General features: G+C 71.4%; 18 protein-coding genes. 11 read left to right on the top strand and 7 right to left on the bottom strand.

Translation table 11 applies throughout. From position 1 onward, the window contains the following. Positions 1-137 precede the first annotated feature (137 nt). The 4 genes from ABZ406_RS07880 (at position 138) to ABZ406_RS07865 (ending at position 2,500) form a co-directional block, all read left to right on the top strand. Entirely contained in the window at positions 138-1,124 is a 987-nt protein-coding gene (locus tag ABZ406_RS07880) for a YihY/virulence factor BrkB family protein (RefSeq protein ID WP_357757007.1), read from the top strand. Between the two features lie 90 nt (positions 1,125-1,214). After that, positions 1,215-1,631, top strand: a complete 417-nt coding sequence (locus ABZ406_RS07875; protein ID WP_203149384.1) for a DUF2795 domain-containing protein — start codon at positions 1,215-1,217, stop codon at positions 1,629-1,631. A 51-nt stretch (positions 1,632-1,682) separates the two neighbouring features. Next, the gene (locus ABZ406_RS07870) at positions 1,683-2,144 is read left to right on the top strand and encodes an SRPBCC family protein (RefSeq protein ID WP_357757004.1); all 462 of its coding nucleotides are present in this window, start codon (positions 1,683-1,685) and stop codon (positions 2,142-2,144) included. Positions 2,145-2,239: 95 nt separating this feature from the next. After that, complete coding sequence (locus tag ABZ406_RS07865; RefSeq protein WP_357757001.1) at positions 2,240-2,500, top strand: hypothetical protein; 261 nt, start codon at positions 2,240-2,242, stop codon at positions 2,498-2,500. Here ABZ406_RS07865 and ABZ406_RS07860 read toward each other — a convergent pair. Next, complete coding sequence (locus ABZ406_RS07860) at positions 2,458-3,744, bottom strand: MFS transporter (protein WP_357756998.1); 1,287 nt, start codon at positions 3,742-3,744, stop codon at positions 2,458-2,460. The genes ABZ406_RS07865 and ABZ406_RS07860 overlap by 43 nt on opposite strands. A 157-nt stretch (positions 3,745-3,901) precedes the next feature. On the opposite strand from ABZ406_RS07860, the gene ABZ406_RS07855 reads away from it, so the two are divergent. Next, positions 3,902-4,111, top strand: coding sequence for a hypothetical protein (locus ABZ406_RS07855; RefSeq protein WP_357756996.1), 210 nt, complete (start codon positions 3,902-3,904; stop codon positions 4,109-4,111). On the opposite strand, the gene ABZ406_RS07850 is transcribed toward ABZ406_RS07855, so the two are convergent. Continuing rightward, on the bottom strand, positions 4,108-4,557 hold the full coding sequence (locus ABZ406_RS07850) for a hypothetical protein (RefSeq protein ID WP_357756993.1): 450 nt from the start codon (positions 4,555-4,557) through the stop codon (positions 4,108-4,110). The two genes, ABZ406_RS07855 and ABZ406_RS07850, sit on opposite strands and share 4 nt — an antisense overlap. A 163-nt stretch (positions 4,558-4,720) precedes the next feature. Between ABZ406_RS07850 and ABZ406_RS07845 the strand changes: the two genes are divergently transcribed. Then, a complete protein-coding gene (locus tag ABZ406_RS07845) occupies positions 4,721-5,074 on the top strand; it encodes a DUF6401 family natural product biosynthesis protein (protein ID WP_357756990.1) in 354 nt (117 codons plus the stop codon). A gap of 65 nt (positions 5,075-5,139) precedes the next feature. Here the strand turns inward: ABZ406_RS07845 and ABZ406_RS07840 are convergent, their stop codons facing one another. Further along, positions 5,140-5,949: a hypothetical protein gene (locus ABZ406_RS07840; protein WP_357756988.1), complete on the bottom strand. Its 810-nt coding sequence runs from the start codon at positions 5,947-5,949 to the stop codon at positions 5,140-5,142. A gap of 198 nt (positions 5,950-6,147) precedes the next feature. Between ABZ406_RS07840 and ABZ406_RS07835 the strand changes: the two genes are divergently transcribed. From ABZ406_RS07835 to ABZ406_RS07825, 3 genes are all read left to right on the top strand, one after another. Then, complete coding sequence (locus ABZ406_RS07835; protein WP_357756985.1) at positions 6,148-8,286, top strand: SpoIIE family protein phosphatase; 2,139 nt, start codon at positions 6,148-6,150, stop codon at positions 8,284-8,286. 25 nt (positions 8,287-8,311) lie between these two features. After that, the gene (locus ABZ406_RS07830; protein ID WP_357756982.1) at positions 8,312-8,992 is read left to right on the top strand and encodes an HAD family hydrolase; all 681 of its coding nucleotides are present in this window, start codon (positions 8,312-8,314) and stop codon (positions 8,990-8,992) included. A 106-nt stretch (positions 8,993-9,098) separates the two neighbouring features. Further along, positions 9,099-10,391: a cation:proton antiporter gene (locus ABZ406_RS07825; protein ID WP_357756979.1), complete on the top strand. Its 1,293-nt coding sequence runs from the start codon at positions 9,099-9,101 to the stop codon at positions 10,389-10,391. Positions 10,392-10,402: 11 nt separating this feature from the next. Here the strand turns inward: ABZ406_RS07825 and ABZ406_RS07820 are convergent, their stop codons facing one another. Continuing rightward, a complete protein-coding gene (locus ABZ406_RS07820; protein ID WP_357757290.1) occupies positions 10,403-11,341 on the bottom strand; it encodes an FAD-dependent oxidoreductase in 939 nt (312 codons plus the stop codon). Between the two features lie 358 nt (positions 11,342-11,699). Between ABZ406_RS07820 and ABZ406_RS07815 the strand changes: the two genes are divergently transcribed. After that, the gene (locus tag ABZ406_RS07815) at positions 11,700-11,858 is read left to right on the top strand and encodes a hypothetical protein (RefSeq protein WP_357756976.1); all 159 of its coding nucleotides are present in this window, start codon (positions 11,700-11,702) and stop codon (positions 11,856-11,858) included. A 52-nt stretch (positions 11,859-11,910) separates the two neighbouring features. Then, positions 11,911-12,126, top strand: coding sequence for a DUF3072 domain-containing protein (locus tag ABZ406_RS07810; protein ID WP_357756972.1), 216 nt, complete (start codon positions 11,911-11,913; stop codon positions 12,124-12,126). A gap of 129 nt (positions 12,127-12,255) precedes the next feature. Here ABZ406_RS07810 and ABZ406_RS07805 read toward each other — a convergent pair whose 3' ends face one another. From ABZ406_RS07805 to ABZ406_RS07795, 3 genes are all read right to left on the bottom strand, one after another. Further along, positions 12,256-12,756, bottom strand: coding sequence for a YfcE family phosphodiesterase (locus ABZ406_RS07805; RefSeq protein ID WP_357756969.1), 501 nt, complete (start codon positions 12,754-12,756; stop codon positions 12,256-12,258). Positions 12,757-12,882: 126 nt separating this feature from the next. Beyond that, positions 12,883-15,759 (bottom strand): ricin-type beta-trefoil lectin domain protein, encoded by a 2,877-nt coding sequence (locus ABZ406_RS07800; RefSeq protein WP_357756967.1) that lies wholly within the window; start codon positions 15,757-15,759, stop codon positions 12,883-12,885. A 150-nt stretch (positions 15,760-15,909) separates the two neighbouring features. Beyond that, on the bottom strand, positions 15,910-17,739 hold the full coding sequence (locus ABZ406_RS07795) for a glycoside hydrolase family 15 protein (RefSeq protein WP_357756964.1): 1,830 nt from the start codon (positions 17,737-17,739) through the stop codon (positions 15,910-15,912). Positions 17,740-17,769: the final 30 nt, after the last annotated feature.

Raw genomic sequence — 17,769 nt, 5'->3', positions numbered from 1 at the left:
CCCGGCTGACGCTGCCGCAAACCACAGCGGTGAATGTCGGCCGCGCTGCGGGTTTGTCGATTTCCGCATCCGGGTACCGGCGGGCCAGGCCAGACCGGACGACCGGTCATCCGGCGGCCGGGGCGCAGGGAGCGGGCATGACGACCACAGACCCCGGTACGACGCTCGACGGCACCCCGGGCACCGGAGTTCCTCGGCGGATGCGGCAGCTGAGCTGGCGGACCTGGCGCGGTGTGCTGGTCCGCAGTGTGCAGAACTTCGTCAACGACAACTGCTCCGACTGGGCCGCCGCGCTCACCTACTACGGCGTCCTGGCGCTCTTTCCGTCCGCCATCGTGGTGGTGGCGCTCGTCGGTCTGGTCTCCGACGGGGAGCGGACCCTGGACACGGTGGTCGACCTGGCCAACCAGGTGGGCGCCGGGTCGGTGCTGACGACGGAGAACGGCGGCGTGGTCGGGGTGATCAAGACCGTGGTGCTCGACCAGAGCAACCCCAAGCTGCTGCTGAGTTTCGGCCTGCTCGGCGCGCTCTGGTCCGCGTCGGGCTTCATCGGCGCGTTCACCCGGGCGTCCAACGCCGTCTACGGGGTGACCGAGGGCCGGCCGGTGTGGAAGCTCCGGCCGGTGCAGATCGGCCTGGCGGCGATCACGCTCGTGCTCCTCGCGGTGGTCGCCCTCGGCCTGATCGTCAGCGGGCCGGTCACCGATGCGGTCGGCGACCTGGTCAACGCCGGCGGCCTGGCCCGCACGGTGTGGAGGGTGGCGAAGTGGCCGGTCCTCGCCATGATCATGATGGTGCTGCTGTCGTTGCTGTTCTGGATCGCGCCGAACGTGCGCCAGCCCCGGTTCCGCTGGCTCACCCCGGGCGGCGCGGTGGCCCTGGTCTCGTGGGCGGCGGCCTCCTTCGGCTTCGGCCTCTACGTGGCCAACTTCAGCTCGTACGACACCACCTACGGCAGCCTCGGGGCGGCCATCGCGTTCCTGGTCTGGCTCTACCTGTCCAACTCGGCACTGATGCTCGGCGTGCAGATCAACGCGGAGGTGCAGCGCGGGCGGCGGTTGCAGGCCGGCGAAACGGACCCGGAGGACCCGGTGCTGCCGCCGCGCAAGCCCGCCGACGACTGAGCCTCCGTTTCCGGCCCCGATGTCCGGCCCGCGCCCGGACCGAGGGCCGGTGCCGGTTTATCGGCCCGGGTGCCGGGTAGCGCAGAAGGCATGGAGCGTGGCAACAGTAAGCACGGACCGAGGATCGACGAGCAGATGAGTCAGGAGGTCAGCGGCCTCGTACAGGGGCCGGGGACCGGTGGCTCTCGGGTCGACGAGTCGCGGGTGCCGGAACCGGCCGGCGAGGACCAGCCGGAGACGACCACCGCCCCGGCCGGCGACCTGCGCACCGGCACTCCGCAGGGCATGAGCTCCACGGACGTCGAGCAGCGCAGCCGGCTCGGCCGGTTCATCTCGATGAGCGCGCTGCCGGGTGACCGTCTGGTGCTCGTTGCCAGCGCCCGCGAGAACGAGGCGCCGGACGACATCGTGGCGGCGCTGGAGCGGCTGCCCGAGGGCACCGTCTACCAGACGGTCTCCGAGGTGTGGGCGGCGCTGGGCAACAAGAACGAGACAACTCGCTGGTGAGCCGGATCGCCCCCGATCCGACCAGCCACCAGCGCTGAAGGAGGTTCCCCGATGAGTGGCGTTACCGAACATGTGGACGTTTCCGTACCCGTGCGTACCGCGTACGACCAGTGGACGCAGTTCGAGGAGTTCCCCCAGTTCATGGAGGGTGTGCAGGAGGTCCGGCAACTCTCCGACACGATGACCCACTGGACCGTGGACATCGCCGGGGTGAAGCGCGAGTTCGACGCCGAGATCACCGAACAGCTCCCCGACGAGCGGGTCGCCTGGCGGTCGACCGACGGCACCCAGCAGGCCGGTGTGGTGACCTTCCACCGACTGGACCAGGACAAGACCCGGGTCACCCTCCAGCTCGAGTTCGAGCCGCACGGGGTGGTCGAGCAGGCCGGTGACAAGCTCGGCATCGTCGACCGGCGGGCCAAGGGCGACCTGGAACGGTTCAAGACCTACATCGAGCGACGCGGTCAGGAGACCGGCGCCTGGCGTGGTTCGGTGGACCGTCCGCAGCCGTGAACTGAGCAGTGACCTGAGATGGCCGCCGGTGTCCCGGCGGCCATCGCCGTGCCCGAGGTCGTTTGCGATCATCGGCCCCGGGTACGGCTGGAGGTATGACCGACGACAACATCAGGGTGTGGCGGGACGAGGAACGGCTTCCGTTGGAGGAGTTGGAGCGCGCGGTGTCGGGCTCCAGCCTTGACGGGCAGGCCGACGACGTGACGGGCAACGACGCCGGCGAGGAGGCCGCGTTCGGGCACGGGCCGGCGGCGTCGGACCGCGACGGGCAGGCCCGGGGCAACAGCCGGGAGGACACCGACCCGCAGCGCGCCTACCGCCCGTCCACCACCGGCCGGACCGGGCCGGACGTCTGACCCTCGGTGCTCCGGGGCTGGACGGACACCGCCCCTTCGGGCTGCCCGTCGGTGGGTCGGCGCGCGCCCCACTCGTAGAGCGCGATCAGCGCCAGCGCGAGCACCAGCAGGGCCGAGCCCAGCACCTGTACCGACGTGTTGCCGATCAGCACGCCCAGCCCGGCCGGGACCAGCGCCGCACCGACGCCCGCGGCACCGATCTGCAACCCGATGGCCCGGTCCGCGTGCGCCGCGCCGACCCGTTCGGCGGTGGTGAGGGTGAGCAGTGGGAACACCGGCGCTGCGGCGAAACCGACCACGACCAGGCCGAGGACCGCGATGGCGGCCGGCCCGGGCACCGCGATGAGCGCCGCGCCGACCGCCATGCCGGCCAGGCTGACGCGCAACACCAGGCCCGCCCCCAGGCGCTCGGCCACCAGACCCTGCACGACCCGGCCGACGAAGAGGCTGCCCCAGTACGCGGAGACGCAGCCGCCGGCCACCGCCGCGCCGAGCCCTCGCCCCTCGGTCAGCAGCAGGAACGCCCACAGACCGGCGGACACCTCGATCGCGACGTACAGCGCGAAGGCGAGCGTGCCCGACCAGACCGCCGGCAGTCGCAGCGTGTCGCGGACCGTCGGTGCCGGCCCGGCTTGCGCGGCCGGGGCGGTGTCGGAGGCCCCGGTGCTGGCCGGGACGTCCCGATGCCAGGCCCGCACGGTGAGCGCGAACGCGGCGGCGAGGACGAGCTGGGCGGCGGCCACGACGGCGTACCCCCACCGCCAGGCGAGCCCGGCGCTCAACACCGCCGTCATGATCAGCGGACCGATGGCCACACCGAGGCCGAAGAAGGCGTGCAACCAGTTCATGTGGCGGGGCCCGAACGCCCCGGCGGCGTACGCGTTGAGCCCCGAGTCGACAGCGCCGGAGCCGAGCCCGAGCAGCAGCGCACAGCCCACGAGCGCCGCCAGCACCGGGCTCACCGCGTAGCCGGTCAGCGCCAGGCTCGCGAGCAGGGTGCTGCCGGCGAGCAGGGCGCCCACGCCGACCCTTGCCAGCGTGAAGCCGGCCAGCACGCTCGAGGTGAGGTAGCCGATGGTGCCGGCGGTGAGCACCCACCCGACCGCCTCGGTCGGTACGTCGAACTCGCCCCGGATCGACGGCCAGCCGACGCCGAGCAGGCCGTCGGGCAGGCCCAGACTGACGAACGCGAGGTAGGCCAGCAGGAGCAGCGAGGCGCGGGGGCGCGCGGACGGGGTGGACATGAGGCACCATCCTGCCGCAACGCGGCCTAGCGCCGTCGGGGCCCGATCGCCCACGGCGCGAAGAAGTCGTGTCCGTACGGTCGAAAAAACGGACAGCTCATCCAGAATCGGCTGATCGGAGGACGGCAGAACGGCTTGTTCGCGTAAGAATTTCGGGATGCATCAAGGCTCCGGAATCCTCTCACCGCGTCAGCGCCAGGTCGCCTGGATCGGTTTCCTGCTCGCCGCGCTGCAGGCACCCGTGTCCGCCTGGCTCGTCAGCGACGAGTCCTGGCTGTTCAGCCTGTGCGTCGCGCTGATGGTGGCCACCGTGATCATCGCCGACGACGCGGCCCGGCGACGCCCAGCCGACGCGACAACCGACTAGCCTCCACCGTCCGGCCGGGCCTCGTGGCCCGGCCGTCCCCGGCTGCGGCGGCGTTCCTTCATCTCCGCCTCGTAGAGGTGGCGCCGCCCACCGACCAGCTCGTCGCGGGCCTGCTGGTCCACCTCCCGGAACAGCGCGTAGTAGCCGTCGTCAAAGTCCTCGACGATCTGGAACGTCCACCGTCCGGCGATGACGTTGCGGCCACGCAACTCAGTGGCGATCCGGTCGGCGAGGTGCGGATGCCCAGCGGCCTGAAGCTGCTCCACCGCGTCGTCGAGCATCAGATCGGCGTGACCGATCAACTGGTGCGTCGAGTAGAGGTGCCCCCGGGCCCGCTCCACACACTCGAGCGCCTCGCTGAGCTTTCCGAGCGCGGCGACCGTCTCGTCGCTGACGCCGTCCGGCCGCCGGTGCCGCTCGTCGGGTGCGTCCGCCTGCTGTCCCATCCGTGCCTCCGTGCCGTGTGCCGTCGCTTCTGGGTGTCTGTCCTGCTGCCCCGTCTGTACCGGATCAATCCCCCAGGTCAGCGGCGTTCACCCCAGTGGCGCAGCCGACATCCGCCGAGCGGACGAGGTCGGCGCCGTCACCGGTCGGTTAGCCTCGGTCACCATGCGTGTGCCGTTCAACCGGGTCGCCTCCCGTACCGCCGTCGACTCGGCGCGGTCCACCCTGGCCGCCCTCACCGTCTCCGTGGGCACTGTCGGGCTCGCCGCCGCCGCCGCGCGACCAGGGCTGCTGGCCCTGGTCGACCAGCACGCGGCGGCCGTCCGGGACAGCCTCGACGGGGACCGCACGCCGCTGACCACCGCGGCGCTCGCCGGCTACGCCGAGGGGGTGCGCACGGCCGCCCTGGAGCACGGGTGGACGCCACCCAGCGGGCCGGTGGACTGGAGTCACCCGGAGTGGCTGCTCGCCCGCCTGGTGGCGGTCTGCGCGTTGGCGCGCGCACTCGACCGGCACTGACACGTGGGGAGGGCACCCCGCGGCGTACGCGGAACGCCCTCCCACCCGTCGTGCCGTTACGCCCGCTACGAGCGGTACTGCTGGGCTTCGTCCACCCGAGGCATCGCCTGGGTGCGGTCACCCCCGCGGTCGGCCATCTGCCGCTCCACGTCGCTCCGCCCGGCCGATGCGGCCTGACGCTGCTGCTGCACCGCACGTGCCTCCTGGGCGGCCCGGTCCAGCCAGCCGTCCCAGCGCTTCTGCATCGGCCTCACGAGACCGCCACCGACACCGACGATCAGGATGCCGGCCACCGTGGCGAGCACCGCGATCAGCACCGGAGTGGTCACCGTCGTGGCGATACCCACCTGGTTCAGGGCGGCGATCACGCCGAGAGCGATGATGAAGATCGCCGTCAGGTCGGCCAGGACCTTGCCGTACGAGAGCCCGCCCAGCGCCCCGGTGACCAGATCCCGGACAGCGTTGGCGATCGCAGCCGCCACCACCACGATGACGATCGCGATGAACGCCCGTGGCAGCCAGGACACCACTCCCCTGATCAGGTCACTGATCGCGTTGGGCCCCCAGACTCCGAACGCGAACTGCAGTGTGAACAGCAGTACGGCGTAGTAGGCCAGTCTGGCCAGGATGTCGCTGGCGTCGTACTTCGTTCTCTCCAGGGCCCGTTTGATGCCGCCACGTTCGACCGCCTGGTCGAAGTGCACCCGTTCCAGCACCGTATCCACGATTTTGAGGACGGCTCTGGCGATGAGCCAGCCGACCACGAGGATGACGATGAAGGCCACTGCCTTCGGGATGAAGAGCAGCACCGACCTCCAGGTGTCGGCGACGGCATCGCCGATGTCGGCCTGCCGGACCGCGAGGGTTTTCAGCATGATGTCCCTCCTGTCGCATGGACTGCGCCGGGCGCATACCCGGCAACTGGTCCGGCAGTCCGCGCAGCGCACGGCGTTTTTTGCGAAGGACCTTCGGACCGGGGCCCTGAACTGCCCGAACGTCCACCTCGAGGGACGCGGCGACGGCCCGCCGCCGTGGTCGGATGCCTTTTCCGGCCGGCCGACTAGGCTGCGAACATGCCAGGAACGGTCGGGCGTGTCCCCACGCCAGCAACTCCGGGCCCGGGCGCACCCTCCGGGTCCGGTCCGGCGGTGGGTGTGCACGCCCACGACTGGGCCGCCACCCCGTTGGGTCCCGTCGACGACTGGGACGTCGCCGTCCGGGCCGTGGTGGAGCTGATCGTCGACTCGCCGATGCCGATGGCCCTGGCCTACGGCGACGACCTCGTGCTGCTCTACAACGCCGGCTACGCCGAACTGCTGGGCACGAAGCACCCGAGTGCCCTCGGCCGTCCGGCCGCCGAGGTGTTCGCGGAGATCTGGGCGCTGCCCGGCGTCGGTGTGGTGATCGAGCGCTGCTACCGGGAGGGGGAGCCCTTCCTGGAGAAGGAGTCCACCCTGCCGCTGGTCCGTGGGCACTCCGCGACGGTGGAGCAGGCGGTCTTCACCAGGGGCTACTCGCCGGTGCGGGACAGCGCCGGGCAGATCGTCGGCGTGTTGACGGTCGCGGCCGAGACCACCCACGTCACCGAGCAGTTGCAGAGCCTCAGCGAGGTGGCCGCGGCGCTCGCCGGCACCCTCACCCTCGACGACGTGGCCCGGGTGGCGCTGCGGTACGCGATCACCACGTTCGACCCCGATCAGGCCTCGTTCGCTGTCGACGAGGGCGGCGGCGGCTGGCGCATGGTGCGTCGGGTCCGCGGCGAGTTGCTTGACGAGGCCGACGAGCGGCTGCCCCCGCTCTGGCGGCGCGCGCCGGCGGACTGGTCGGCCCCGGTGGTGCAGTCGGCCCGCTCCGGCGCCCCGTCGTTCACCAGGGACGGGCAGCCGCTGCGGGACATCGCCGTGGACCGCCACGACCAGAAGATCCGGGCGATGGCGGCCCTGCCGCTGGGCACCTCGGTGGTCCGCGGCGGGCTGGCGGTCGGCTACCAGGTCCCGCACACCTGGTCCCCCGCCGAACGGGCGCTGCTGGCCGCGTCGGCCGAGTTGATCGGTCAGGCCGCCGAGCGGGCCCGCCGGTTCGAGACCCAGCACGGCACCGCCCAACTGCTGCAACGCAGCATGTTGCCGGAGCACCTGCCCGACCTGCCCCGGCTGCGGATCGCGGCGCGCTACGACCCCGGTGTGGACGGCAACGCGGCCGGCGGTGACTTCTACGACGCGTTCCTGCTGCCCGACGGCTCGCTCGGTGTGGTGCTGGGTGACGTCGCCGGGCACGACGTGCAGGCCGCCGCGCGGATGGGGCAGGTGCGGGCGGCGTTGCGCGCCCTGGCCCTGGCCGACCCGACACCCGACGCGGTCCTCGCCGGCCTGGACCGGCTGGTGGACAGCCTCGGCACGGAGGCCGGCACCCACGAACTGTTCGTCACGGTGGCGTTCGGGGTGATCCATTCGGAACGGCGGGAGCTGACAGTGTCCAGCGCCGGCCACCCGGCGCCGCTGATCCGCCGCAGCGACCCGGATGGTCGGTTCCACGCCGAGTACGTCGACGTCCCGCCCGGCCCGCCGCTGGGGCTGGGCCGTCGGCCCGGCACCACTACCGTCCCGTTCCGCCCCGGTGACACGCTGCTGCTGTTCAGCGACGGGGTGGTGGAGCGCCGCCGGCAGAGCCTGAGCGCCGGGCTCGCCACCCTGAGCGACGCCATCGCCAAGGCCGGCAGTGGTGACCCCAGGGCACTCTGCGCGGTGGCCACCGCGGCGGTCCCGGGCGGCACGGAGGACGACGTGGCAGTGCTGGCGGTCGAGCACGCGCTCACACCGAGTCGTTCGGCGAGCATGGAGGTGCCCGCCGAGCCGACCGCGCCCAGCCGGGTCCGGCACTGGCTGACCGGCCAGCTCACCGAGTGGCAGGTGCCCGAGTCGGTGATCGGGGCGGCGGTGCTCTGCACCAGCGAGCTGACCACCAACGCGTTGCTGCACGCCGGCACTGCCGCCCGGGTGGAGATCGATCTCAGCGCCGAGCGGCTGCTCGTCTCGGTGGCGGATTCGGGCACCCGGGGCACCGTCACCCGGGCGCGTACCGACACGTTGAGCAGTCGCGGGCGCGGCCTCGGCCTGATCGAGGAGCTCAGCGACGCCTGGGGCACCGACCCGTCGGTCCGGGGTTCCACTGTCTGGTTCGAGATCCTCGCGCCGCCAGCCGCGCATCCCTGAGCCGCCCGAGGGTAGGAGGACGCCCATGGCTCCCGACCGGCCCGCCGGGGTCCTCTTCGATGTCGACGGCACCCTTGTCGACACCACGTACCTGCACACCGTGAGCTGGTGGGAGGCGCTGCGCCAGACTGACCAGCCGGTGCCGATGGCGGTGGTGCACCGCTCGATCGGCATGGGGTCGGACAAACTCCTCGACCATCTCCTCGGGCCGGAACGGGACCGCGACGCCGACGCGAAGCTGCGCGACGCCCACGACACCCTCTACGCCGAGTACTGGGAGCGCCTCACGCCGCTGCCCCGGGCGGCCGACCTGTTGCGGGCCTGCGCCGAGCGGGGGTTGCGGGTCGTGCTGGCCACCTCCGCCACGGAATCCGAGGTGGGCGCGCTTCGTCGGGCGCTGGCCGCCGACGACGTGATCGACACGGTCACCTCCTCCGCGGACGCCCAGCAGAGCAAACCGGCACCGGACATCCTGGTCGCCGCGTTGGAGCAGTCCGGGTTGGCCGCCGACCGGGTGGTCTTCGTCGGCGACTCGGTGTGGGACGTCGTCGCGGCCGGCAAGGTCAACATCCCGTGTGTGGGCCTCACCTGCGGTGGCACCAGCCGCGGCGAGCTGGCGGGGGCGGGTGCCGTGGCGGTGTACGAGGACCCGGCCGCACTGTTGGCCGAACTGGCCGACTCACCGCTCTCCCGGCTGCCCCGATGAGGATCACTCAGGCTCACCGCCGCGGGCACGCATAGCGGGAGCCTTTGCGGGGCAAGGACTGTCACCACCTGCCCGCGCCTCGCGGGTGCGGCTGAAGGGTGGTGCCGTGGAGCCGGTAGATGTGGCGTTCGCGCTCGTGGGCCTGGGCGCTCTGCTCGCGGGCATCCTGCCGCGGGTGCTGGAGCGGCGCCCGCTGTCCATGCCGATCGCCTTCCTCGCCCTCGGCATGCTGGTGTTCCTGCTGCCGATCGGGCTGCCGTCGCCGGACCCGCTGGCCCACCCGGAGTTGGCGACCCACCTCACCGAGATCGGGGTGATCGTTGCGCTGATGGGTGCCGGGCTGAAGATCGACCGGCCGTTGAGCTGGCGACGGTGGTCATCGACCTGGCGGCTGCTGGCGATCGCGATGCCGCTGTGCATCGCCGCGGTGGCACTGCTCGGCTGGTGGTGGGCGGGGCTGGTACCGGCCGCCGCGCTGTTGCTGGGGGCCGCGCTGGCACCCACCGATCCGGTGCTCGCCGCCGACGTGCAGGTCGGTGAGCCGACCGACGTGGAGGACTCCGAGGACGAGGTCCGGTTCGCGTTGACCTCCGAGGCCGGCCTCAACGACGGGCTGGCGTTCCCGTTCGTCTACGCCGCCATCGCCATCGCGTCGACCAGCCTCGCCCCGAGCGACTGGTTGGCCGAGTGGTTCACGGTGGACGTGCTCTGGAAGGTCGGCGTCGGCGTCGGCGGTGGCCTGCTCATCGGCTGGCTGCTCGGCAAGCTGTTCTTCCGCGCGCCAAGTGAGCTGCGGCTGGCCCGGCACGCCGAGGGTTTCCTGGCGCTGGCGGCGACGTTCCTCGCGTACGGGCTGGTGGAGGTCGTCGGCGGGTACGGCTTCCTGGCGGTGTTCGTGGCCGCCCGGGCGATCCGGGCCGCCGAGCGGACCCACGAGTTCCACTCGGTGCTGCACGACTTCGCCGAGCAGGTCGAACGGCTGCTCACACTGGTGTTGTTGCTGCTGCTCGGGGGCGCGATCGTGGGGGGCCTGCTGGGTCCGCTGACCTGGCCGGCGGCCGCCGTCGGGCTGGCGTTGGTGTTCGTGGTGCGACCGCTGATCGGCTGGTTGTCGCTGCGCGGGGCACCGGGCCGCCCGGCCGAGCACTGGGTCATCTCGTTGTTTGGCATCCGCGGCGTCGGCTCGTTCTACTACCTGGCGTACGCCACCACGAAGGCCGACTTCCCGCAGGCCGAGCTGCTCTGGGCGACCGTCGGGCTGGTGGTGCTCGTCTCCGTCGTGGTGCACGGCGTCACGGCGACCCCGGTGATGCAGCTACTCGACCGGGAGGGCGAACGGACCTCCGACCCGGCCGAGCGCAACGACGCGCGGCCCGTCGCGGCAGCGGGGCACGCCTGAGCACGCGCGTCTCAGGCCAGGCGGGCGGCCAGCGCGCGGCCCAGGTCCCGGCCGGAGCGCCAGGCGCTCTGCACCCGGGGCTTGCCGAACGCGTCACCGGCCAGGCCGACCCCGTCGGCGTCGAGGTGGTGGGTCGCGCCGCCGGCGTTGCTTGTCGGCTTCGCGTACGTCCAGCGGTGCACGTGCACGTCGACGGCCTGCTCGGGCAGCCCGAGCAGATCCTGGACGGCCTGTTCGATGGCCGGGCCGGCCCCGGTGGGTTGGGCCAGGTGCCCGGCCGCGAACTCGGGGACGGTGTGCGCGACGAGCACCGGGGCGCCGTCACCGCGCCGGTCGCCGTCGTCGCAGACGAGGCTGAGGACCGGATGGTCGTTGACGAACGCGCCCTGAAAGTCCGGCCAGCGCCGGGTCGGAAAGCGCAGCACCGCGGCCAGCGACGGCGACCAGCGCTGCGCCTGCACGACCCGGGTGGCGTCGGCGAGGGCCGGGTCGAGCAGCAGGGCGGCCTGCGGGCCCGGCATGGCCAGGGCGACCGCCGCACACGACTCACCGTCCACTACCGGGCCCGGCTCCACTGTGAGTACCAGCCGGTCGACTGTCACGGGCACCGCGCTGGCCAGGTGCTCGACCAACGAGCGCAGCCCACCGGGTGCGGCGAAGCGCGTCGGCCCGGGCACCTCGTGGTTTCCACTCCGGTCGTACGCCTGGAAGGTGTCGGTCCATTCGCGGACCAATCCGGCGGCGCGCCACTGCTCGACGAGCGCGGCGAAGTCCGGGTCGGTGGCGGTGAAGTAGGCGGCGCCGATGTCTGCGGGCCGCCCCTGGAAGCGTTTGCTGGCCATCCGGCCGCCGCGGACATGCCCCCGTTCCCAGACCTGCACCGGCACCCCGGCCAGGGTCAACTCGACAGCACAGGCCACCCCGGCGATGCCCGCCCCGACCACCACCACACCCGACTGGTCCACCGTCATCAGATGATCGTAGGTGGCGGACCGGTCGCCCTCTTTGATCGACTCGGGTTCCTTGAAAACGCGGTATCCAAGAGACTCGTGCACAGCGACATCGAGAAAACCGAGTCGATCACGCGAGCGGTCCGACATCACGGCCCGCAGAAACCCCATACCCCACTGCGACCGATGTGGTTCTGCCGGGCGGACGACCAGCGATGGCCCTGCGCGGAGGCCAGGCTTCTCCTGAGGGCCGAGTTCGGAGACAACAGGCCCAGCCTCTACAGCTCGCCCCGTCGATCAAGGAGTTGTGCTGGTTGACAAGTACCCCAGGTAAGCCCAAATCGGGCACCACAACTCCATGATCGACGGGGTCGAGGTGCCCGCCCTCGCGATCTTGCAGTTGCTGTCGCGGCATAGCAGGCATTCCGGGCATCTCGGCAACCGAAAGTGCAAGATCGGCGCGGGCGGGGAGGTTGTCGGGCTCGCGCGGCGCGTACCGACGACCAGGCAGGAATGAACTGCCGAGATCGGGGTACTGGCACACCTGTTCGAACGAAAGGGTGATGACGATGACGGACCGCAACACTGAGCAGGCCGACCAGAACGCCGCGATCAAGGACCCGGACGAGTGGGTGACCGGCGACGAGCCGCCGACCGCCGCTCAGGAGTCCTACCTGAACACGCTCGCCCGGGAGGCTCACGCCGATCTCCCGGACGACCTGACCAAGGCCGAGGCGTCCAAGCGCATCGACGAACTCCAGGCCAAGACCGGCCGAGGCCAGTAGCACCCCCCGCGATCTTGCACTTTCTGTCGGGACAAAATGGCGCACAAGCCACGAGTCACCAACAGAAAGTGCAAGATCGCGGGACTGGGCCGGGCCGGGCGCGGGAGCGCTCGCGGGGGTCAGGGGCGGTCAGGGGTGGGGCAGGTTGTGCAGGCGCACCTTTGTCAGGCTGGCGGCGTGGACCTCGGCGGTCAGGTAGGTGGCGTGGGGTTGGGATCGGCGGTCGGTGGGTGAGCCGGGGTTGAGCAGGCGCAGCCCGCCGGGTGCCTCGGTGTCCCAGGGGATGTGCGAGTGCCCGAAGACCAGCAGGTCGACGTCGGGAAAGAGGGCCGCACACCGCTTCTCCCGGCCGGTCCGTTGCCCGGTCTCGTGCACCACAGCCATCCGCAGACCGTCCAGCTCGACCCGGGCCACCTCCGGCAGCCGGGCGCGCAGCGCCGGGCCGTCGTTGTTGCCGTACACCCCGACCAGTCGGCGCGATCGTGCGGTCATCGCGTCGAGCAACGCCTCGTCCACCCAGTCGCCGGCGTGCACCACCAGGTCGGCAGCCTCGATGGCAGCCCAGAGAGGCCCGGGTAGGTCCCGGGCCCGCTTCGGTACGTGGGTGTCCGCCGTGAGCACGAGCCGCATAGCGGCATTGTCCCCCCAGTCCCGGCCGCCCACCCGGGGACGCGGGTGGGCGGCCGGGCTTTCGCGCCTCCGCCGCCGTAACCCGGGGCGTCACACCGACACCCCGGGGTACGGGTCAGAGGCTGGTCACGGGAGCGTCCAGCGTTGCGCCCCGGTGCCGTTGCAGGTCCAGATCTGCAGTTGCCGGCCGTCGGTCAGGTCCGAGCTGGGAATGTCCAGGCACCGCCCGGACTGGGGGTTGCGCAGGCTGCCGTCCGACTGGGCGGCCCACTGCTGGGCCCCGCTGCCGTTGCAGTCGTAGAGCTGCACGGGAGTGCCGTCGATGGTGCCGCTCGCCTTCACGTCCAGGCACTTGGCGAGCCCGCGCACCGTACCGTCGCCGGGTAGCGTCCAGCGTTGCGCGGCGGTGCCGTTGCAGGTCCAGGTCTGCACCTTGGTGCCGTTCGCGGTCTGGCTGGAGGCGATGTCCGCGCACTTGCCGAGGGCCTTGACCTCACCGGTGCGCGCCCCGCCGGTGCCGACGCCCGGGCCGGTGAAGGTGTAGCTGTCCACGTCCAGCAGCGCACCGCTGCCGCCGGTCACGACCAGGTACAGGTCGTGGGTGCCGTCGTCGGGCCTGGTCACCGTGGCGCTCAGCTCGGTGTAGTTGTCCCAGCCACCGGTGTTCGGCACCGCGATCCGGGCGACCTCGGTGCCGGTCGGTGAGTCGTACCGGAAGGAGAGGGTGCCGCCGGGGCCGCCGGAGGAGACCCGGGCCCGGACGCCGGTGATGCCCTTGAGGCTGACCGCGTGGTGCCGGACACTCTCGCCGTTCTGGACGTCACCCAGCCGCTTGCCGCCCTCGGCCGCCGCCTGGTCGATCACCTTGGGCCCGTTGAGCTGGACGAAGTGCTCGGCCTGCCACTGTTTCGGGTAGAGGAGGATCTCCTGCTCGCCGGTGAGCGCGACCGAGCCGGTCGCGCCGCGGTCGGTGTAGCTGCCCCGCAGGACGAAGAACAGCACCGAGTCGGGGCCGGCGTGGACTGGGCCGGTGTTGAAGGTGGCGCCGCAGCCGGTCCCCTCCCCCTCCTCGTGGGCGTGCTCCTGGTGGCCGAGCGCGGCCCGGACGACCACCGCCGAGCAGGCCGGTGTGCCGTCCTGCGGGTCGCTGGCGGAGGCGCCCACTGTGAGGTCCTGCTCCCAGTCGAAGAGCCCGCCGGCGGGCAGCCCGGTCAACGTGACGGTCGGCCGGTTGTTGCCGACCACCACCGAGACGACCGTGGTGGCGCTGCGGCCGGTGCCGTCGTTGACGGTGAGCCGGGCGCTGTAGGTGCCGTTCGCGGAGTACGTGAACGACGGGTTCGCGGCTGTCGAGTCGGTGCTGCCGTTGTTGGTGAAGTCCCAGGCGTACGTCAGCGGGTCGCCGTCCGGGTCCGAGCTGCCGGTGCTGGAGAAGGCCACGGACAGGGGGGCCAATCCGTTGTCCCGGTTGACAGTGGCAGTGGCCACCGGCGACCGGCCACCCTGGACGTAGTTGATTTTGTAGAGACCGGCGTCGACGGCGCCCGAGAAGTAGCCGCTGCCGTATTCCAGCAGGTAGAGGGAGCCGTCCGGGCCGAACTGCCAGTCGATCGGGTGCACGAGCTTCATGCCGGCGAGCACGGGCTCGATGACTGTCGGCGCGCCGGTGGACGGGTTGCCGTTGTCGAACTGGACCTCCTTGATCCAGTTGCGGCAGTACTCGGAGATCAGCCACTTGTTGTCGTAGTAGGCCGGCCACTTCACGTCGGAGACGAGGTTCGGGTCGTAGTGGTAGACCTCGACGTGGTTGGGCGACCCGCACCCGCCCGGGTTGTCCAGCGCCGGCCAGTCCTCACTGCCGCCGTGCTGCTCCCAGACCAGTGCCGGTGTGGTCGGCGGAAGCTGTTGGACGCCGGTGTTGCGGGGCGAGTTGTTGACCGGGCCGGTCGAGCCGCCGCAGGGGAACCAGCCGCGCGGGGTGGCGGTGGCGAAGTCCCAGTCGTTGTAGGCGACGTTGGGGCCACCGCAGTACGGCCAGCCGTAGTTGCCGGGCCCGTTGGCCCTGTTGAACTCGTCGTACGCGGCGGGGCCACGGTTGGCGAGGTCGGTGCCCGCGTCCGGGCCGACCTCACCCCAGTAGAGGGTGTTGTTGGCCTTGCGGTCCACCCAGATCCGGTACGGGTTGCGGACGCCCATCACGTAGATCTCGGGGCGGGTCCGCGCGGTGCCGGCAGCGAAGAGGTTGCCGGCGGGGACGGTGTAGCTGCCGTCGTTCTCCGGATGGATTCGGTTGATCTTGCCGCGCAGGTCGTTCGTGTTGCCCGAGGTGCGCTGGGCGTCGTACTGCGCGTTGCGGTTCGTCCGCTCGTCGATGGGCGCCATGCCGGCCGAGTCGCCGCCGGAGTTGGTGTTGTCGCCGACGGCGAAGTACAGGTTGCCGGCGGTGTCCCAGCTCATCGAGCCGGCCGAGTGGCAGCAGAGATCGCGTTCGGTGGGCCACTCGATGAGCATGTCCTCGCTGCCCGGGTCGAGCAGCAGTGTGGACGGGTTGAAGGTGAACCGGCTGATCCGGTTGACGAGTGGGGTGACCTTCGGCGAGTAGAAGAGGTAGACCCACCGGTTGCTCGCGAAGCTCGGGTGCAGGGTGATGCCGATCAGGCCGTCCTCGAAGCGGGCGTCCAACGCCAGGGTCAGGGCGACGGTGGTGGACCTGGTCGCCGGGTTGTAGAGGCGGACCTGGCCACCGGCGTTGCTGGTGCCCCGGTTGATGTAGAAGACCTTGCCGTCGGGGGCGACGGCCAGTTCGATCGGTTCGCCCATGGAGAGACCACCGTCGAGGGCGACCTTCTCGAAGCCGACTGTGGCGGGCGGCGCGAGGGCTACGGCCTGAGTCGGGGACGCGGCGGCCGGGCGGGCGCTCGCCTGCGGGACGAGACAGAGGGTGACCAGGACGGTGAGCAGGGTGGTGGCGCTGACGAGACGTCGGCGCGGTGTGCGGGACACGAGACCTCCAGCTGTCCGGGATCTCGGTGCCGCTCCCGCCGACTGGAGGAGCACCGCAGGGTGTCCCGGACATTAACGTCTTTCACTGGAAAGCGATAGAACTTCGTGTCCACCGATAGAAAGTTGTCACCATCTCCACGAAAGTCCGGCTCAGCGGCCCACCGGCGAGAAGTACGCCGGGGGCATCCCGCACTGACGCAGCGTCGGGTCCCGCTCGACGTCGGTGAGCACACCGGCGGCGTTGATCAGGCCGATGTGGGAGAACGCCTGCGGGAAGTTGCCCAACTGCTCCCCGGTCAGCGGGTCGATCTGCTCGGCGAACAGGCCGAGGTCGTTGACCCGCTCCGCCAACCCTCGGAACAACTCGTGCGCCCGGTCCCGCTCACCGGCGAGCGCCAGGCAGCACACCAGCCAGAACGAGCAGATGAGGAACCCCGCCGGGTCGCCGTCCCAGCGCCGCAGCAGGCCGTCGTGGGAGAGGCGCTGCTCCACCGCGCGGATCGTCGAGAGCATCCGCGGATCGTCGGCCCGCAGGAACCCGACAAGCGGCATCACCAACACCGACGCGTCCAACTCGTCGGATCCAAAACTCCCCGTGTACGCCTGGAGCCGCTCGTTCCAGCCCCGCTCGACGACCTCCGCGCGCACCGCGTCCCGGGCTGCCGCCCAGCGGGCCACGTCCTGCGGCTCGCCGAGCCGGTCACCGAAGCGGACCGCCCGGTCGAGGGCGACCCAGCACTGCACCTTCGAGGAGACGTGGTGGTGCTGGGTGCCACGCTCCTCCCACATGCCCGCGTCCGGCAACTCCCAGTCCCGCTCGGCCTGGTCCGCGAGCACCCGGAGCACGTGGTGCACCTCCGTGCCCAGCGGCTCCAGCTTGTCGCGCATCAACCAGGCCGCGTCCATCGCCTCGCCGAAGATGTCGGTCTGCCGCTGCTGCCACGCGTTGTTGCCGATCACCACCGGAGGGCTGTCCCGGTAGCCACCGAGCTGGTCCAGGCGGTGCTCGGTGAGGTCGCGCTCCCCCAGCACGCCGTACATGATGGGCACCGGCCGGTTGTCGATGCGGCCCATCGCCCGGCCCAACCAGGCGAACTGCCGCTGCACCTCGTCCAGGCACGCCGTCCGCCACAGCGCCCGCAGGGTCAGGCTGAAGTCGCGTACCCACACGTAGCGGTAGTCGTAGTTGCGGTCACCGCCGAGCTTCTCTGGCAGCGAGGTGGTCACCGAGGCGACCACCGCTCCGCTGGGCCGGTACGTCATGCCCTGCACCACGAGCCGGCTGCGCCGCACCTCGTCGGCGTAGAGCCCGTCGTAGGGGTGGCCGCTCGACCAGGAACGCCAGCCGGCGACGGTGTCGGCGATGGTCTGGTCGGCGTCCGGCACCTCGGGCAACGGTGCGTCGTACGTCGGGGCGTACCCGAGGGTGAAGGTGTGTCTCGTGCCGGCGCCGGCGGTGAACGTCCCGGTGGCCTCGCCGTCGCCGGCGGTCAACCGCTCGCTGCCGCGCAGGGTGAGTCGCGCGGCCCCGGCGATGGCCTCCAGCATGTCCTCCCGCTCGATGAGGTACGCGATGGTGCGGCCGTACTCGAAGCGCGGCCGGTAGTGCACCCGCATCGGCACCGAACCCGACAGCCCTTCCACCATTCGGACGAGCACCTGCGGCGAGTGCAGGCCGATGTCGTGATCGCGCGAGCCGGGCTCGAAGGCGAGCGCGTCGGTGAGCGCGACGTCCCCCTGCGGGGTGCGGAAGACCGTCCGCAGCACCAGTGTGTCGTCGAGATAGTCGCGTTCGACGCGGTAGTCGCCCACGGGCTGGATCGACCAGTGCCCGGCGTTGTCGTCGAGCAGCCGCCCGAAGACCGACGGGGCGTCGAACCGACCCGGGCACCACCAGTTCACCGAGCCCGAGCGGTCCACGAGCGCCGCGCTGCGTCCGTCGGCGAGGAAACCGTAGTCGCTGATCTGTCCGCTCTCCACCTGACTGGCTACCCGGGCAGTCCGCGCTCA

The organism is Micromonospora sp. NPDC005710, from assembly GCF_040630995.1.
Classification (GTDB): domain Bacteria; phylum Actinomycetota; class Actinomycetes; order Mycobacteriales; family Micromonosporaceae; genus Micromonospora.
The sequence above is the reverse complement of the archived record's forward strand: the minus strand, read 5'-3'. Positions and strand labels throughout refer to the sequence as shown.

What these genes read in the sequence shown, in the direction of transcription:
- ABZ406_RS07880 (WP_357757007.1), top strand. Translation starts at nt 138, where the DNA reads ATGACGACCACAGACCCCGGTACGACGCTCGACGGCACCCCGGGCACC.
- ABZ406_RS07875 (WP_203149384.1), top strand. Translation starts at nt 1,215, where the DNA reads ATGGAGCGTGGCAACAGTAAGCACGGACCGAGGATCGACGAGCAGATG.
- ABZ406_RS07870 (WP_357757004.1), top strand. Translation starts at nt 1,683, where the DNA reads ATGAGTGGCGTTACCGAACATGTGGACGTTTCCGTACCCGTGCGTACC.
- ABZ406_RS07865 (WP_357757001.1), top strand. Translation starts at nt 2,240, where the DNA reads ATGACCGACGACAACATCAGGGTGTGGCGGGACGAGGAACGGCTTCCG.
- ABZ406_RS07860 (WP_357756998.1), bottom strand. Translation starts at nt 3,744, where the DNA reads ATGTCCACCCCGTCCGCGCGCCCCCGCGCCTCGCTGCTCCTGCTGGCC.
- ABZ406_RS07855 (WP_357756996.1), top strand. Translation starts at nt 3,902, where the DNA reads ATGCATCAAGGCTCCGGAATCCTCTCACCGCGTCAGCGCCAGGTCGCC.
- ABZ406_RS07850 (WP_357756993.1), bottom strand. Translation starts at nt 4,557, where the DNA reads ATGGGACAGCAGGCGGACGCACCCGACGAGCGGCACCGGCGGCCGGAC.
- ABZ406_RS07845 (WP_357756990.1), top strand. Translation starts at nt 4,721, where the DNA reads ATGCGTGTGCCGTTCAACCGGGTCGCCTCCCGTACCGCCGTCGACTCG.
- ABZ406_RS07840 (WP_357756988.1), bottom strand. Translation starts at nt 5,949, where the DNA reads ATGCTGAAAACCCTCGCGGTCCGGCAGGCCGACATCGGCGATGCCGTC.
- ABZ406_RS07835 (WP_357756985.1), top strand. Translation starts at nt 6,148, where the DNA reads ATGCCAGGAACGGTCGGGCGTGTCCCCACGCCAGCAACTCCGGGCCCG.
- ABZ406_RS07830 (WP_357756982.1), top strand. Translation starts at nt 8,312, where the DNA reads ATGGCTCCCGACCGGCCCGCCGGGGTCCTCTTCGATGTCGACGGCACC.
- ABZ406_RS07815 (WP_357756976.1), top strand. Translation starts at nt 11,700, where the DNA reads ATGATCGACGGGGTCGAGGTGCCCGCCCTCGCGATCTTGCAGTTGCTG.
- ABZ406_RS07810 (WP_357756972.1), top strand. Translation starts at nt 11,911, where the DNA reads ATGACGGACCGCAACACTGAGCAGGCCGACCAGAACGCCGCGATCAAG.
- ABZ406_RS07805 (WP_357756969.1), bottom strand. Translation starts at nt 12,756, where the DNA reads ATGCGGCTCGTGCTCACGGCGGACACCCACGTACCGAAGCGGGCCCGG.